Source organism: Polaromonas sp. CG_9.7 (genome assembly GCF_015752205.1).
In the GTDB taxonomy this organism is placed as follows: Bacteria; Pseudomonadota; Gammaproteobacteria; order Burkholderiales; family Burkholderiaceae_C; genus Polaromonas.
In genome coordinates, this window is sequence record NZ_JADOVG010000010.1 from 97739 (window position 1) to 110110 (window position 12372).

Annotated in this window: 12 protein-coding genes and 2 pseudogenes; 3 read left to right on the top strand and 11 right to left on the bottom strand. The window is 56.5% G+C overall.

The window, feature by feature from the left end:
* Position 1: 1 nt before the first annotated feature.
* Complete coding sequence (locus tag IWX87_RS11840) at positions 2–409, bottom strand: hypothetical protein (protein ID WP_196863724.1); 408 nt, start codon at positions 407–409, stop codon at positions 2–4.
* A gap of 232 nt (positions 410–641) precedes the next feature.
* Between IWX87_RS11840 and IWX87_RS11845 the strand changes: the two genes are divergently transcribed.
* Complete coding sequence (locus IWX87_RS11845; protein WP_196863725.1) at positions 642–857, top strand: hypothetical protein; 216 nt, start codon at positions 642–644, stop codon at positions 855–857.
* Here IWX87_RS11845 and IWX87_RS11850 read toward each other — a convergent pair.
* From IWX87_RS11850 to IWX87_RS11865, 4 genes and pseudogenes are all read right to left on the bottom strand, one after another.
* A complete protein-coding gene (locus tag IWX87_RS11850; protein WP_196863726.1) occupies positions 818–1195 on the bottom strand; it encodes a hypothetical protein in 378 nt (125 codons plus the stop codon). The two genes, IWX87_RS11845 and IWX87_RS11850, sit on opposite strands and share 40 nt — an antisense overlap.
* A gap of 251 nt (positions 1196–1446) precedes the next feature.
* A pseudogene (locus IWX87_RS11855) lies at positions 1447–3596 on the bottom strand (efflux RND transporter permease subunit).
* Between the two features lie 364 nt (positions 3597–3960).
* Positions 3961–4443 (bottom strand): ribonuclease HI, encoded by a 483-nt coding sequence (rnhA, locus tag IWX87_RS11860; RefSeq protein ID WP_196863727.1) that lies wholly within the window; start codon positions 4441–4443, stop codon positions 3961–3963.
* 52 nt (positions 4444–4495) lie between these two features.
* Positions 4496–5332 carry a class I SAM-dependent methyltransferase gene (locus IWX87_RS11865; RefSeq protein WP_196863728.1) on the bottom strand — a complete coding sequence of 279 codons (837 nt, stop codon included), beginning with the start codon at positions 5330–5332 and terminating at the stop codon, positions 4496–4498.
* A 161-nt stretch (positions 5333–5493) separates the two neighbouring features.
* On the opposite strand from IWX87_RS11865, the pseudogene IWX87_RS19705 reads away from it, so the two are divergent.
* Together IWX87_RS19705 and IWX87_RS11880 are read left to right on the top strand one after the other, a co-directional pair.
* Positions 5494–5749, top strand: a pseudogene (locus tag IWX87_RS19705) (hydroxyacylglutathione hydrolase C-terminal domain-containing protein).
* A gap of 89 nt (positions 5750–5838) precedes the next feature.
* Positions 5839–7323, top strand: a complete 1485-nt coding sequence (locus IWX87_RS11880) for a transglycosylase SLT domain-containing protein (protein WP_196863731.1) — start codon at positions 5839–5841, stop codon at positions 7321–7323.
* A gap of 36 nt (positions 7324–7359) precedes the next feature.
* On the opposite strand, the gene IWX87_RS11885 is transcribed toward IWX87_RS11880, so the two are convergent.
* From IWX87_RS11885 to dnaX, 6 genes are all read right to left on the bottom strand, one after another.
* On the bottom strand, positions 7360–7512 hold the full coding sequence (locus tag IWX87_RS11885) for a DUF3096 domain-containing protein (RefSeq protein WP_196863732.1): 153 nt from the start codon (positions 7510–7512) through the stop codon (positions 7360–7362).
* 181 nt (positions 7513–7693) lie between these two features.
* Positions 7694–8743, bottom strand: coding sequence for an ABC transporter substrate-binding protein (locus IWX87_RS11890; RefSeq protein ID WP_196863733.1), 1050 nt, complete (start codon positions 8741–8743; stop codon positions 7694–7696).
* Positions 8744–8881: 138 nt separating this feature from the next.
* Positions 8882–9295, bottom strand: a complete 414-nt coding sequence (locus tag IWX87_RS11895; RefSeq protein ID WP_196863734.1) for an MAPEG family protein — start codon at positions 9293–9295, stop codon at positions 8882–8884.
* A 49-nt stretch (positions 9296–9344) separates the two neighbouring features.
* Positions 9345–9968: a recombination mediator RecR gene (gene recR, locus IWX87_RS11900; protein ID WP_196863735.1), complete on the bottom strand. Its 624-nt coding sequence runs from the start codon at positions 9966–9968 to the stop codon at positions 9345–9347.
* An 87-nt stretch (positions 9969–10055) separates the two neighbouring features.
* Entirely contained in the window at positions 10056–10388 is a 333-nt protein-coding gene (locus IWX87_RS11905; protein ID WP_196863736.1) for a YbaB/EbfC family nucleoid-associated protein, read from the bottom strand.
* 74 nt (positions 10389–10462) lie between these two features.
* Positions 10463–12310 carry a DNA polymerase III subunit gamma/tau gene (dnaX, locus tag IWX87_RS11910; RefSeq protein ID WP_196863737.1) on the bottom strand — a complete coding sequence of 616 codons (1848 nt, stop codon included), beginning with the start codon at positions 12308–12310 and terminating at the stop codon, positions 10463–10465.
* Positions 12311–12372: the final 62 nt, after the last annotated feature.

Genomic DNA, 12372 nt, shown 5'->3' on the forward strand with positions numbered 1-12372 from the left:
TTTAAATACGAAAGCAGCAGTTGCGCACGGTCAAAGGCGGCACGGTGGTGCGCCTGAGAAGCGGTGCTTGCAGCGCCGCACCCATGGGTGTGGGGACAACGCGGGGCAGCGGGAAGTCGGTTCCCAGATCAGCCAGAGTTGCGATTCCAGGCACCTGGTATTTGTCGGTACTCTGCTGGCTGGCCTGGCAATGCGCATGGCACAGGCTGGGTTGCTCGTCATCCATGGTGAACGCCATGGATTCGGCGCAAGGCATGTCAACCTGCGTCGTGATGGTGATCTCCGCCGCCTTGATGCCCATCGCCAGACCGCCAGGGCAAGAATAGGCGGCCACGGCGAAATGCATGAACAACAGACTCGCCAACGCAAACACTACCGTGGCAAAACGGTTGCGACGGTTTGAGGTCATAGGGCCTGATGGGCAGGCGTGGCGAACAAGGGGATGCATGGCATTGGAGATGGCGGTGAGGCAGTGTAATTCCATTTCCGAAGCAAACAGGCAGGCCCTTGCTTGACCTTGCAGCAGCGAAGTTTGTTTTACAACTTTGCGAATGATTGCACTGATTTGAAAAAAATAACTGCATCAAGTCAATTTTTCAAACCCTTGTCGTTTGAAATTTCGACTCTGAAAAAATTGATTCTTGTTGGTGAAAATCAGCCGGCCTCTACATAAGAGCCAGTTGATCGACATGGGCATGGTGCGCGGCAAACTACACCAAGGCGATTATGAAGTAGCCTGGCAACGCGGCGTTCCGGCGCATCGCTACCTGTCCTTTCAAATCAATGGCAGCTGGCGCCATTTGAAACCGGTATTGCTTCAGGCCGCCGGGCGGGAATTGCGCGCCGACAGAATATGAAAGCCGCCGGCCAACACCAGCATTAGCACCAGCACCACTCCCCAGATGACCCAGACCAGCGGCGACAGCCAGCCCAGCATTGGCACGATCCAGCTGGTGGCCGTGACCACGGAATCCATCAGTTCGCTGATACTGGCCTTCAGCGGCTCAATGACGCCGGGCGGCATCCACGCGGCCAGCCAGTCGGGCAAGGGCCACTGCGCCATGGCCTGAGCGCCGCGAATTGCCGGATCAGCGGACGAGGCGGCCAGCCAGTTGAGAGCAGCCGCCAGCATGGAAGCGGCACCGGTCCACAACAACGCAAAAAAACCGGTCACGCCCCAGATCAGCAGTTTCATTATTTTCACCCTCTTGTTTTAACGCCAAGCCAGCGCAAGATTGCGCCGTGGATGTATTTGAGCAAAAGCAGTGCTTCACCACTGTACGCAGGCCCAAAAGTCCAGAAGAAAATCGGGGTCAACCGTTTGAGTGCCTCGGGTGATATTGGCAAACACTTGAGCGCTTCAGTCCGTGTGGCTGGCTTCCCGCCAATGCGGGAACGAATGACGGGAAATCATTACTTTTGACATCTTTATTTGCCAGCCAGCGGCTATTGCCCGGCAGGCGCCTCCCGCACCTCGGCAGTTTTCGCGCCGGGCACCGAAGAACGGGCAAACAGCGCATACATCGTTGGCACCACAAACACGGTCAGCAGCGTGCCCAGCGACATGCCCCCCACGATGACCCAGCCAATCTGGGTACGGCTTTCAGCCCCGGCGCCTGAAGCCAGCGCCAGCGGCAATGCGCCCAGCACCATGGCGCCGGTGGTCATCAAGATGGGGCGCAACCGCTGCGAAGATGCTTTCACCAGCGCATCGATCATCTCCATGCCCTGCATGCGCAGCAGGTTTGTGAACTCGACAATCAAGATGCCGTGCTTCGTGATGAGGCCAACCAGCGTGATCAACCCGATCGGCGAATAGACATTGAGCGAGCCGCCGCTCCACTTGAGCGCCAGCAATGCGCCAATCATCGACAGTGGCACCGACAGCATGATCACCAGCGGATCGACTAAGCTCTCGAACTGTGCGGCCAGCAACAGGAAAATGAATACTAGCGCCAGCACGAACACAATCACCAGGGCCCCTTGCGAATTCCTGAATTCCCTTGACGTGCCGTTCAGGTCGGTGCTGTATCCGGACTTCAAAACTTTGGCGGCCGTCTGGTCCATGAATACAAGCGCTTCACCCGGCGAAGAATCAGCCGCCAAACTGGCAGTGATGGACACTGAACGGCGTTGGTCAAAATGGTTCAGCTCGCGCGGCGACACGCTTTCGGTTACCTTGACCAGGCTGGAAAGCGGGATCATGGCGTCATTGCGGCCGCGCACGTAAATACGGTCAATGTCTTCGGGTGTGGTGCGGCCGCTGGCGGCTGTTTGCACCACCACGTCGTATTGCTCGGCACCGCGCTTGTAGCGGGTCATGTTGCGACCGCCAAGCAGCGTTTCAATAGCCTTGGCCACGACTTCAACACTCACCCCCAGGTCGGCTGCCTTGTCGCGCTCCACATCGATGCGCAGTTCAGGCTTGTTCAGCCGCAGGTCCACGTCGGGCGAGACGATGCCGGGGTTTTTGGCAAGCCGGCGGAAAACGGGTCCATGCCCTCCTCGATATGGCGAAAGATGTTTTCCAGCATCACAATGGCGTCATTGACCACCAGGCCGATGGCCAGCGCCAGCGCGACCAGCAGGACGGCCTCGAAGATGGTCTGGTACACGTTCTTGACCGAGCGATCGATGAACACCGAGTTGTCGTTGGCAATGTCGATCAGCACATCGGGCGGCAGGACTGCCTTGAGCTGGGGAATGGCGGCCTTCACGCCTTTGGACGAATCAAGCGGATTGGCCGTGGCCTGGCGGATCACGCCCACGCCGACGGCCGGGCGGCCATTCAGCCGGACGACGGTGCGTTCGTCAGCCGCGCCTTCCTCGACCCGCGCCACATCGCGAACCCTGACTGAAAACCCGTTCACGGTCTTGATCACGATCGCGCCAAACTGCACCGGCTTGAGCAGGCTGGTTTGCGATGTCACGCTGAATTCACGCTGTTGCGACTCAATGCGGCCTGCGGGCAGTTCCAGGTTGCTGCGGCGAATCGCGTACTCGACATCCTGCGTCGTCAGTCGGTAGGAGGCCAGCTTGTCGGTGTCCAGCCAGATGCGCATGGCGTACTTGCGTTCGCCGAAAATACGCACGTCGGCCACGCCAGTGACGGTTTGCAGGCGCGGCTTGACGATGCGGTTGACCAGGTCGTTGATTTGCAGCGGCGTCAGGGATTCGCTGGAAAACGCCAGCTGGATGACCGGAAACGCGTCGGCTTCGACCTTGGCGATTACTGGCTCTTCAATCGCCTGCGGGAGCTTGTTGCGCACCCCGGAGGTGCGGTCGCGCACCTCGGCGGCAGCCGAATCGGCGTCTTTCTCCAACCGGAAGCGCTCACTGATCTGCCCTTGGTCAGCGCGGCGGAACGAGGTGATGACATCCACGCCGTCGATGCCGGCAATCGAGTCTTCCAGCGGCTTGGTCACTTGCGACTCGATGACTTCGGCCGAGGCGCCGGCATAGCGAACACTCACGGTGACGACCGGCTCGTCGATCTTGGGATATTTACGCACCGTCAGCCGGTTGAAGCTGACCGCACCGACCAGCACAATGAGCAGCGACAGCACGGTGGCGAACACCGGGCGGCGGATGGATATTTCAGCGAGTTACATGCGGCAGTCCGGCGTTGGTCACGAAAACTCGGGCAAAAGCCAGGACTCAGCCCGGATTGCGGATGGCAGTGGTGGCTGGTTTATGCACGGCAGGAGATATGCCTGAAGTCGGCATGATGCTGCCTGCAACGGCAATCACGGTATAAATTGCTTTTGATGCCATGGTGGGAGGGAGTAGAAAGTTAACCTGACAGAAAAGAAATCGCAAATGTATGTAGCAGGAAGGATGGAAAAACGCAGGGTACACGCTGGAATTAACCGAGCTTGAAACCGCCGCTCACCAACGCTCTGGCCCAAAGGCGAATTTTTTGCAAAGCCAGACGCGTCAGGGCTCTGGCGCCGGGCTGCATCAAATGCGTCCTAGTGCGCGTTCCACGCCCTTGTTGGCCAGCGCATCAGCGCGTTCGTTGCCCGGATCGCCGTTGTGACCCCTGACCCAACGCCAATCAATGGTGTGCCCACTGGACACCATCAGCGCATCCAGCCGCTGCCACAAATCGACATTCTTGACGGGTGCCTTTGCCGCCGTGCGCCAGCCCCGGGCTTTCCAGCCATGAATCCACTCGGTGATGCCCTTGAGTACATACTGGCTGTCAAGGTAAAGGGTCACATTGCAAGGTCTTTTCAGGGCCGCAAGGGCCTCGATGACAGCGGTCATCTCCATGCGGTTGTTGGTCGTTTCCATCTCGCCACCGAAAATTTCTTTCTCGGTACCGCTTCCTGACAGCAAGGCACCCCAGCCACCAGGCCCGGGGTTGCCCTTGCAGGCACCGTCGGTGTAAATCACGATGTGTTGACTGGGAACGTGTGGCTCTGCTGCTAAATCGGTCATGGACTACTTGTGGTGCCAGGAATGCCTGGTGGGTTTAAAAATTGGGAAAATCTCAGTCGCTTATTTTGACCCAGCCGGCGGGCTTCCTGCTGGCCACGATGGCAGGAGCAGACACTGGTGATTTGCGTGTTTTCCAGTCAGGCTCCAACAAGCGCATGCCGCGCACACGCTTGACGGCCACCAGAAAATAGACCGCCCCAAAGATCGGCCACCAGCGTTTTCCGGCGCGGTCCATCCAGTTAAACCGGTCCAGCCAATGCTGACTTTTCAGCGCAGGGCGATAGCAACCAAACTGAGCCGATTCCACCTCGAAGTCGAGCAGCCTGAGCCAATCGCGAAGCCGCCAATAGCCAATGTATTCGCCAGCATCCGGCAAAAAAAGTCCCTCGTATCCAAAACGCTGGTAAAAGTGACCACGTTGCTGGCGCAACCCCCAGAGACTGGCCGGATTGAAGCCGCTTATGACCACCCGCCCATCAGGTACGAGAACGCGCGCCACCTCGCGCAAGGTGGAATGCGGGTCAATGCCAAGCTCCAGTGTGTGCGGCAGAACCACCAAATCCAGGCTGCTTTCGGGAAACGGCAGCGCTGCCGAATCGGCATACAAGGCAGCGCGTGGGGAACTAATCGACTCAGGCCCTGTCCGATTATTCGGTCTGCTTTTTGAAGGAAGGGGTAAGGTCTGTTTTTCGAAGGCATCTAGGGCCACCCATTTGTGCGGCATGCGGTTGGCTTGCAACGCATCAAGCTCAGGAAACCCCAGTTGCAGAGCATGGTAGCCAAAAATATCACTCACAGCCAGATCAAAGAGGGAACGTTCCCAAGCGAGCAAATAGGCCCCCGGCGGGGTATCAAGCCACTCTGTCAATCCTGTAATTTCTGAATTCATCGAAACCGCTGCATGTTTTTGATTCCTGTTTCCGCATTTGTCGACAATTTTTTCAGCGAGTTACGTCTATCTGTTTAAAGCAGCTCCAGCGCATATGCTGGCATCGATGACAAGCTTGGTGCATTGCCGGCGAAACACGTGTCTGCTGCGCACACAAGTACATGGTAGCCAACTTGCGTTTTGAGCTTGCCTTTGAGCCTGATAATGCGGAATTGGATACTTGTGAAAAGCATTGCCGCCAGTTGCGCAAACAGAGCAAGCCTGCCCTGTACCATCAGACTGGAAGTCCTGATCAATACTTTTTTACGAACGCGCGAAACCGACACCATGACCGCCGTTCACCACCTTGATGCGTCAACCCATGACGACAGCACTGTATTTTCTGCCCTGCGGCAATGGAAAAACCAATTCAAATGACATCTGTCCCTCGAACCGCCCAGCTTTCCTTTTTTGCTTCATCCTGTTTTTCCTTCCAGCGCTTTCGGCTGGTTTCACTTGCGTTCCTGATGGCATTGGTTGTTCTGGCAGGTTGCGCCACGCAGCCGCCAGGCCTGCCGGACGACCCGGTGCTGTCTACCGGGCCCGGAACCATCCCGGGCCAGAGGATTCCAACCGGCCCATTGCGCGCCATCACACCCGGCCAGGTAAATTCCTTCCCTATTGCCTCCACCGAGCCGCCCAAGGAACTATGGGACCGGATTCGCAAAGGATTTGCAATGCCCGACTTGCAAAACGAACTGGTGACAGACCGCGAGCAGTGGTACGCCAGCCGCCCTGATTACATCCAGCGCATGACCGAGCGCTCCAGCAAATACCTGTTTCACATCGTCGAAGAACTGGAGCGCCGGCAAATGCCGACCGAGTTGGCCCTGCTTCCCTTCATTGAAAGCGCCTTTAATCCGCAGGCGGTATCCAGCGCCAAGGCAGCTGGCATGTGGCAATTCATGCCCGCTACCGGAAAATATTTCGACCTCAAACAAAATAATTTCAGAGATGACCGTCGCGACGTGCTGGCATCGACGCGCGCAGCGCTCGACTATCTGCAAAAACTCCATGGCATGTTTGGCGACTGGCACTTGGCATTGGCCGCTTACAACTGGGGCGAAGGAAGCGTCGGCCGGGCCATTGCAAAAAATCAGAAAGCAGGGCTGGGAACAACTTACGACGAGCTCAACATGCCGGCAGAAACACGCCTTTATGTACCCAAGCTTCAAGCGGTAAAAAATATTGTTGCCAATCCACAGGCGTTCAATACAGAACTGCCGCTGATTGAGAACCACCCGTATTTTCAGCAGGTGCAGATCACGCGAGATATTGACGTCGCCCTGGCGGCACGGCTGGCCGATGTTGAAATCGATGTTTTCAAAGCGCTCAACCCTTCTGCCCGCCGCCCTGTCATCCTGGCATCGGGAACGCCGCAAATCTTGCTGCCTTGGGACAACGCATTGGTATTTCAGCGCAACTTCGACGCCTACACCCAAGGCCAATATGCCAGCTGGACCGCTTGGACAGCGCCCAGCACCATGAACGTTACGGAAGCGGCACGGCACACCGGAATGAACGAATCCGATCTGCGCAGCATGAACAATATTCCGCCTCGCATGCTTATCAAGGCAGGCTCGACGCTGCTCGTGCCGCGCCCTGCCCGGATGGACAACGACGTCAGCAGCCAGGTGGCGGACAATGCCCAAGTTTCGCTGGCGCCTGAAATCACCACGCGCCGTACGACGGTCAGGGCTCGCAAAGGCGAGTCTGTTACGAGCATTGCCAGTCGGTATAACGTGGCTGAATCCAGCGTTGCCAGCTGGAACAATGTCAATATTCAGACAGCCTTCAAGCGGGGCCAGCAAATAGTTCTGCATCTGCCCATCACCGCACGCGGACTGGCCAAAAATGCGGTTGGCAAGCCTAGCGGATCAAGGTCAAAAACTGCGGTTCAGGCCGTCAGGCGCGACACTGGCAAGGCAGTGGTCAAGTCAAAAAGAAAGTAAATCACCGATGATTGAGGGGCAGCCAGTCTGGCCATGTCAAATCCGCAACGAGCCGGTTCCAAACAGGCCAATCAGACCAATGACAATCAGGTAGACGGCGACGATATAGTTCAGAAGACGTGGGATCAGCAGGATCAAAATACCTGCTATCAGCGCCACGATCGGACCAATGTTCATGTGAAGATTCATGGATACTCTCTTGATATTTATGGATTGAAGGTTCCGTATCGGCCTGAAGCGGGAATGTACGAACAACTCAATCGCTACGCTAGACAATCAAGTTGATGCAAGTTGCAGGACGACATGTATTGATTGCAAGCGTGCTGGCAAACCGTTTGTACACGATCCATTATTCTCACAGGGTTTGGATTCAAGCCTTGAAACGCTCTTTGGCCCGCTGTGCAAATGAGTTGGTGTACGTCTTCGACAAGTCAACTTTGCTGGCTCTAATGCTCGCGTCAAAACCGGCAATCGCCTTTAATGCAGTGCGCGGTGCTTCGTCGGCAAGGATGCCATCCAGGGAAATGGATTCTCGTACCTTGTTGAAAGAGGCGATGTACAGCCCACGGTCACCCAGCAAGTAGTTTTCGGGAACGGTTTTGATGATATCTCCCGGTCCAGCCGTCTGAAGCCACTTCAGGCCATGCACCATGCCATTGGCCAGTGCCTGGCATGTATTGGGATTTTTCCGGATGAAGTCATGTTGCGCAAACAGGCAGGCCGCTGGCATGGGGCCGCCAAACAATTCAGCTGTACCCTTGAGGGTGCGGGCGTCGCTGATGATCCGGACCTCCCCTTTTTGCTCCAGAATGGTCATGAGCGGGTCAGTGTGGCTAATGGCATCCACTTGACCAGAGCGCAGCGCAGCCAATGCGCCTTCCAACTCGCCAACTTCCAAAAAGCTGACATCACTGGCGCTCAAACCGCCTTGGGCTAACACCATGGAAGCCATCAGGGTACTTGCGCTTTTCAATGCGATAACGCCTATTTTCCTGCCCTTCAATTCCGCAATTGATTTGTAACGCGAAAGACTTCGTGTCGAAATCCCAAAGGCAATCTGAGATGCCCTGCCGAGCAGCACAATCGACTGAACCATCTGCTGAGCTGCCTGCAGGTGAATAATGTGCTCGAAACCTGCCAAACAGATATCAGCCGATTTTCCTGTCAGCGCATGCACTGCTTGGGCTCCGCTTTCATAGTTGTTAATTTCAACGACAAGGCCTTCAACCCGAAAGTAACCAAGATGCTCGGAAATGGTCAGGGGCAGGCTGGACAAAGCGGCCTTGTTGTCCACCGAGATTGTGATTTTTCTAATTTCAGGCTGACCTTGTGCATGTAGTGCAGGCCAACAAAGTGTTGCCGCCGCCAGCACGCTGGTGCCAGTAAATAGCCGACGGGAGATGCGAGGGAAACGTTCCATTCCAAATTTCTTTCTGCTCTGTAACCATGCGTTTCAGCATATCGAGCCCGAAAGAATTCCGCATCAGGATCATCCCGTGTATGAATGTAACAAAAAACTATTTATGTTGTAAAAAGTGAATCAGAAAGTTCAAACGAGTCAGCGAAAACCAGAAAAAAGAATGCCTATGTTAATGAAAAAGGACAGCGCCCAAATGATGGAGCGCGCATTGGCCTTGTTGCCGACATAAAGCGCGATGTAGACGACACGCAGTGCAACATACAGTACGGCAAGACTGTTGAGCAGAACCTGGCTGGCCTGCAGCTGTTGGGCAATGATGACTGCGGCAAAAAAGAAAGGGTTAGCCTCAAAGGTGTTGGCCTGTGCTGCATTGGCCCGTGCCCGCCAGTCCGTCTGACTTGCCAGCCAGGACCGGGGATTGTTGTTGTCGTAGCCGCCTTTTTCAGGAGCGGTTCGCATCAATCCATATTTGGCAATGCCGGCGCAGATGATAGGCAGCAAGGACGCCACCAGAATGCACCAGTAAGCGATCGTGAAATATTCGAGCGTCATGAAAAACCTTATTTTTTCTTCCTGACAACGGTTCAGGCTGTCCGCAAGCTCATCGCCGATCGGTCAATGCGTGGGCAATTGTTCCCAAGTCTACATATTCCAGTTCGCTGCCCACCGGTACGCCGCGCGCCAAACGTGTGACTTGCATGCCGCGGCTTTTAAGCGCCTGGCCAATTACATGCGCTGTGGCTTCCCCTTCGGCAGTGAAATTGGTCGCCAAAATAACTTCCTGAACTTCACGGTCAGCAGTCGGCAAAAGTTCTCCGTTGTCATTTCGGGGCGCCACACGATCAAATAATTTTTGCAGGCCGATGTCGTTCGGGCCTATGCCGTCCAGCGGGCTAAGCTTGCCCATCAGCACAAAATACAGGCCCCGATAGGCAAGCGTTCGCTCAAGCGCCGCTTGATCGGCCGGTGTTTCCACAACGCAAAGCTTGGAGCGGTCGCGCTGCGTATCAGCGCAGGTCACACAAACCTCCTGCTCGGTCAGGGTGTTGCACAACGCGCAGTGCCCAATGCTTTGAACTGCGTGGTCCAGTGCGCGCGCAATCTGCAAAGCGCCAGACTTGTCGTGCTGCAGCAGGTGAAAGGCCATGCGTGCTGCCGACTTGGCACCTACGCCTGGAAGTTTGCGCAATGCCTGGGACAGGCCGTCAAGGGCGTTTATGTTCATTTACTGCATTCGTCAATACGGGTATAAATCAGCAGGGGATAGAGAGACAAAAAGACATGCGCCTGCGTCGGACTGCCCTCCAATAAATTAAAAAGGAAACTTCATGCCGCCTGGCAGCGCTGGCATGCCCGCCGTGAGCTTGCCCATTTTTTCCTGGCTGACTTCCTCGGCCTTGCGAACGGCAGCATTGAAGGCGGCGGCCACCAGGTCTTCAAGCATGTCCTTGTCTTCTGCCAGCAGGCTGGGATCGATCTCGATACGCTTGACGTCATGCTTGCACGTCATGGTGACTTTCACCAGTCCGGCGCCGGCGTCGGCCGTGACTTCGACAAACGCCAGGTCGTCCTGGGCTTTTTTCAGGTTGTCCTGCATGGCCTGTGCCTGCTTCATGAGGCCTGCGAGTTGTCCTTTGTTGAACATGTTTTTTCCTTTGGATAGGGTTGCTGAAACTGTCGTTGATCATATCGGCTGAAGGTGTCAAAGCGCAGACCGGCTCAGGACAAAACGCTCTTGATACTGCCAGGAACAATCCGGGCGCCCCATTCGCGGATCATGTCCTGCACAAAGGGGTCGTTTTGAATCAACAGCTCTGCAGTACGCTGACGCCCGGCCAACGCTGCACTGTTCCGGCGCGCCGGCGTGTCGTTCACTTCGCCCAATTCGACGGCCAACTGGAGCGCAGGATCGGCCAATATCGTCTGAAGCGCAACCTTCAGCTTTTCACGCGCCGCCGCCTGGTTCAATGACTCGCGTTCGACGCGCAGCGTCCAGAGGCTTTCCCGGCGGCTGCACAACTGCGACTGCAACGCCAGTTCACGCGTCAGGGCTGCAATAGATTCCGCTGACACCAACTGATTGACGATCTGTTCCCATACATCGTCAAGGGAAGCGCCTTCTGTTGCAATATTTTCCGGTGGCTGCTTGGGTGTTGGCGCAGCCTCAGCGAACGGTTTACTATTCATAGCGCTCGGCGCACTGTCTATATGCGCAGACGCTATATTTTGCTCATAAGCCGACGTCAGCGCCAGTGCTGGTGCCTCTCGGGTGGGCAAGGCCTGATACGGGTCTGCCAGTTGCACTACGGGCTCCGCCTCGACTTGTACCGCATGAAAGTCGCTGACAGCAGGCGCCGCGACTTGATCAGGCAGCGACTTTTTTACCGGCTCGACGGCACTCCCCGGTGCAATCCTGATGGCGGCAGACTGCGCCCCGGCAGTCGCCTGAACAACAGAGCCTGACGGTTTAAAAGCCAACAGGCGAAGCAGCACCATCGTCAGCCCCGCATATTCATCAGGCGCCAGACCCAGTTCACCGCGTCCATGCAGGCACAGGCTGTAGAGCAGCTGGGTTTCGTCGGCAGGCATGGCATGGGCCAGCCGGGCGGTTTCAACAATCTCAGGATCGGTGTCGTCATCGCCAGCACCGATGCCGGGAACAGACTGCAGCACCGCCATGCGCTGCAGCACAGTGGCCATTTCTTCAAGCGTCGAGGCCGCGCTCAGGCCATTCAGGCGCAGTACTTCGGAAGTTTCAACCACCGTGCGTCCATCGTTACGCGCCAGCGCATCGAGCAGGCGAAACACATAGCTACGGTCGACGCTGCCCAGCATGACACGCACGCTGGCCTCGTCAAGCCGACCCGAGCCAAATGCAATCGCCTGGTCGGTCAGCGACAGTGCATCGCGCATCGAGCCGCGCGCGGCGCGCGACAACAGGCGCAGAGCTTGCGGCTCGGCAGGAACATTTTCAATGGCCAGCACATGCACCAGATGCTCGAGTACCGTCTCAGGCGCCATTGGCCGCAAATTAAACTGCAGGCAGCGCGACAGCACCGTAGCAGGTACTTTTTGTGGATCGGTCGTGGCCAGTACGAACTTGAGGTAGTCGGGCGGCTCTTCCAGCGTCTTGAGCATGGCATTGAAGGCCGTGTTTGTCAGCATGTGGACCTCGTCGATCATGAAGACCTTGAAACGGCCGACCACCGGTTTGTACACTGCCTGTTCAAGCAGTTGTGCAATTTCATCGACACCGCGATTGGACGCGGCGTCGAGTTCGGTGTAGTCGACGAAGCGTCCACTGTCGATGTCAAGGCAGGCATTGCACACACCACAGGGTTCGGCAGTAATGCCGCCTTGCCCGTCAACACCGGTGCAATTCAGCGACTTGGCCAGGATGCGCGACACCGTGGTCTTGCCGACGCCCCGTGTGCCTGTAAACATATAGGCATGGTGTAAACGCCCGGTGCCCAGCGCATTGCCAAGAGCCTGCACGACGTGCGACTGACCCACCATTTCAGAAAAATTCTTGGGCCGGTATTTGCGGGCGAGCACTAGATAGGACATGAACTCATTCTAAATTGGCTAGGCAGTGCCTGAACCGCAGCTTGCTTGCGGGGGATTAGGTG

Coding starts and splice junctions, on each gene's coding strand:
- IWX87_RS11895 (WP_196863734.1), bottom strand. CDS start 9,295: ATGACGCTCGAATATTTCACGATCGCTTACTGGTGCATTCTGGTGGCG.
- IWX87_RS11905 (WP_196863736.1), bottom strand. CDS start 10,388: ATGTTCAACAAAGGACAACTCGCAGGCCTCATGAAGCAGGCACAGGCC.
- recR (WP_196863735.1), bottom strand. CDS start 9,968: ATGAACATAAACGCCCTTGACGGCCTGTCCCAGGCATTGCGCAAACTT.
- IWX87_RS11880 (WP_196863731.1), top strand. CDS start 5,839: ATGGCATTGGTTGTTCTGGCAGGTTGCGCCACGCAGCCGCCAGGCCTG.
- IWX87_RS11890 (WP_196863733.1), bottom strand. CDS start 8,743: ATGGAACGTTTCCCTCGCATCTCCCGTCGGCTATTTACTGGCACCAGC.
- IWX87_RS11865 (WP_196863728.1), bottom strand. CDS start 5,332: ATGAATTCAGAAATTACAGGATTGACAGAGTGGCTTGATACCCCGCCG.
- IWX87_RS11840 (WP_196863724.1), bottom strand. CDS start 409: ATGACCTCAAACCGTCGCAACCGTTTTGCCACGGTAGTGTTTGCGTTG.
- IWX87_RS11885 (WP_196863732.1), bottom strand. CDS start 7,512: ATGAATCTTCACATGAACATTGGTCCGATCGTGGCGCTGATAGCAGGT.
- dnaX (WP_196863737.1), bottom strand. CDS start 12,310: ATGTCCTATCTAGTGCTCGCCCGCAAATACCGGCCCAAGAATTTTTCT.
- rnhA (WP_196863727.1), bottom strand. CDS start 4,443: ATGACCGATTTAGCAGCAGAGCCACACGTTCCCAGTCAACACATCGTG.
- IWX87_RS11850 (WP_196863726.1), bottom strand. CDS start 1,195: ATGAAACTGCTGATCTGGGGCGTGACCGGTTTTTTTGCGTTGTTGTGG.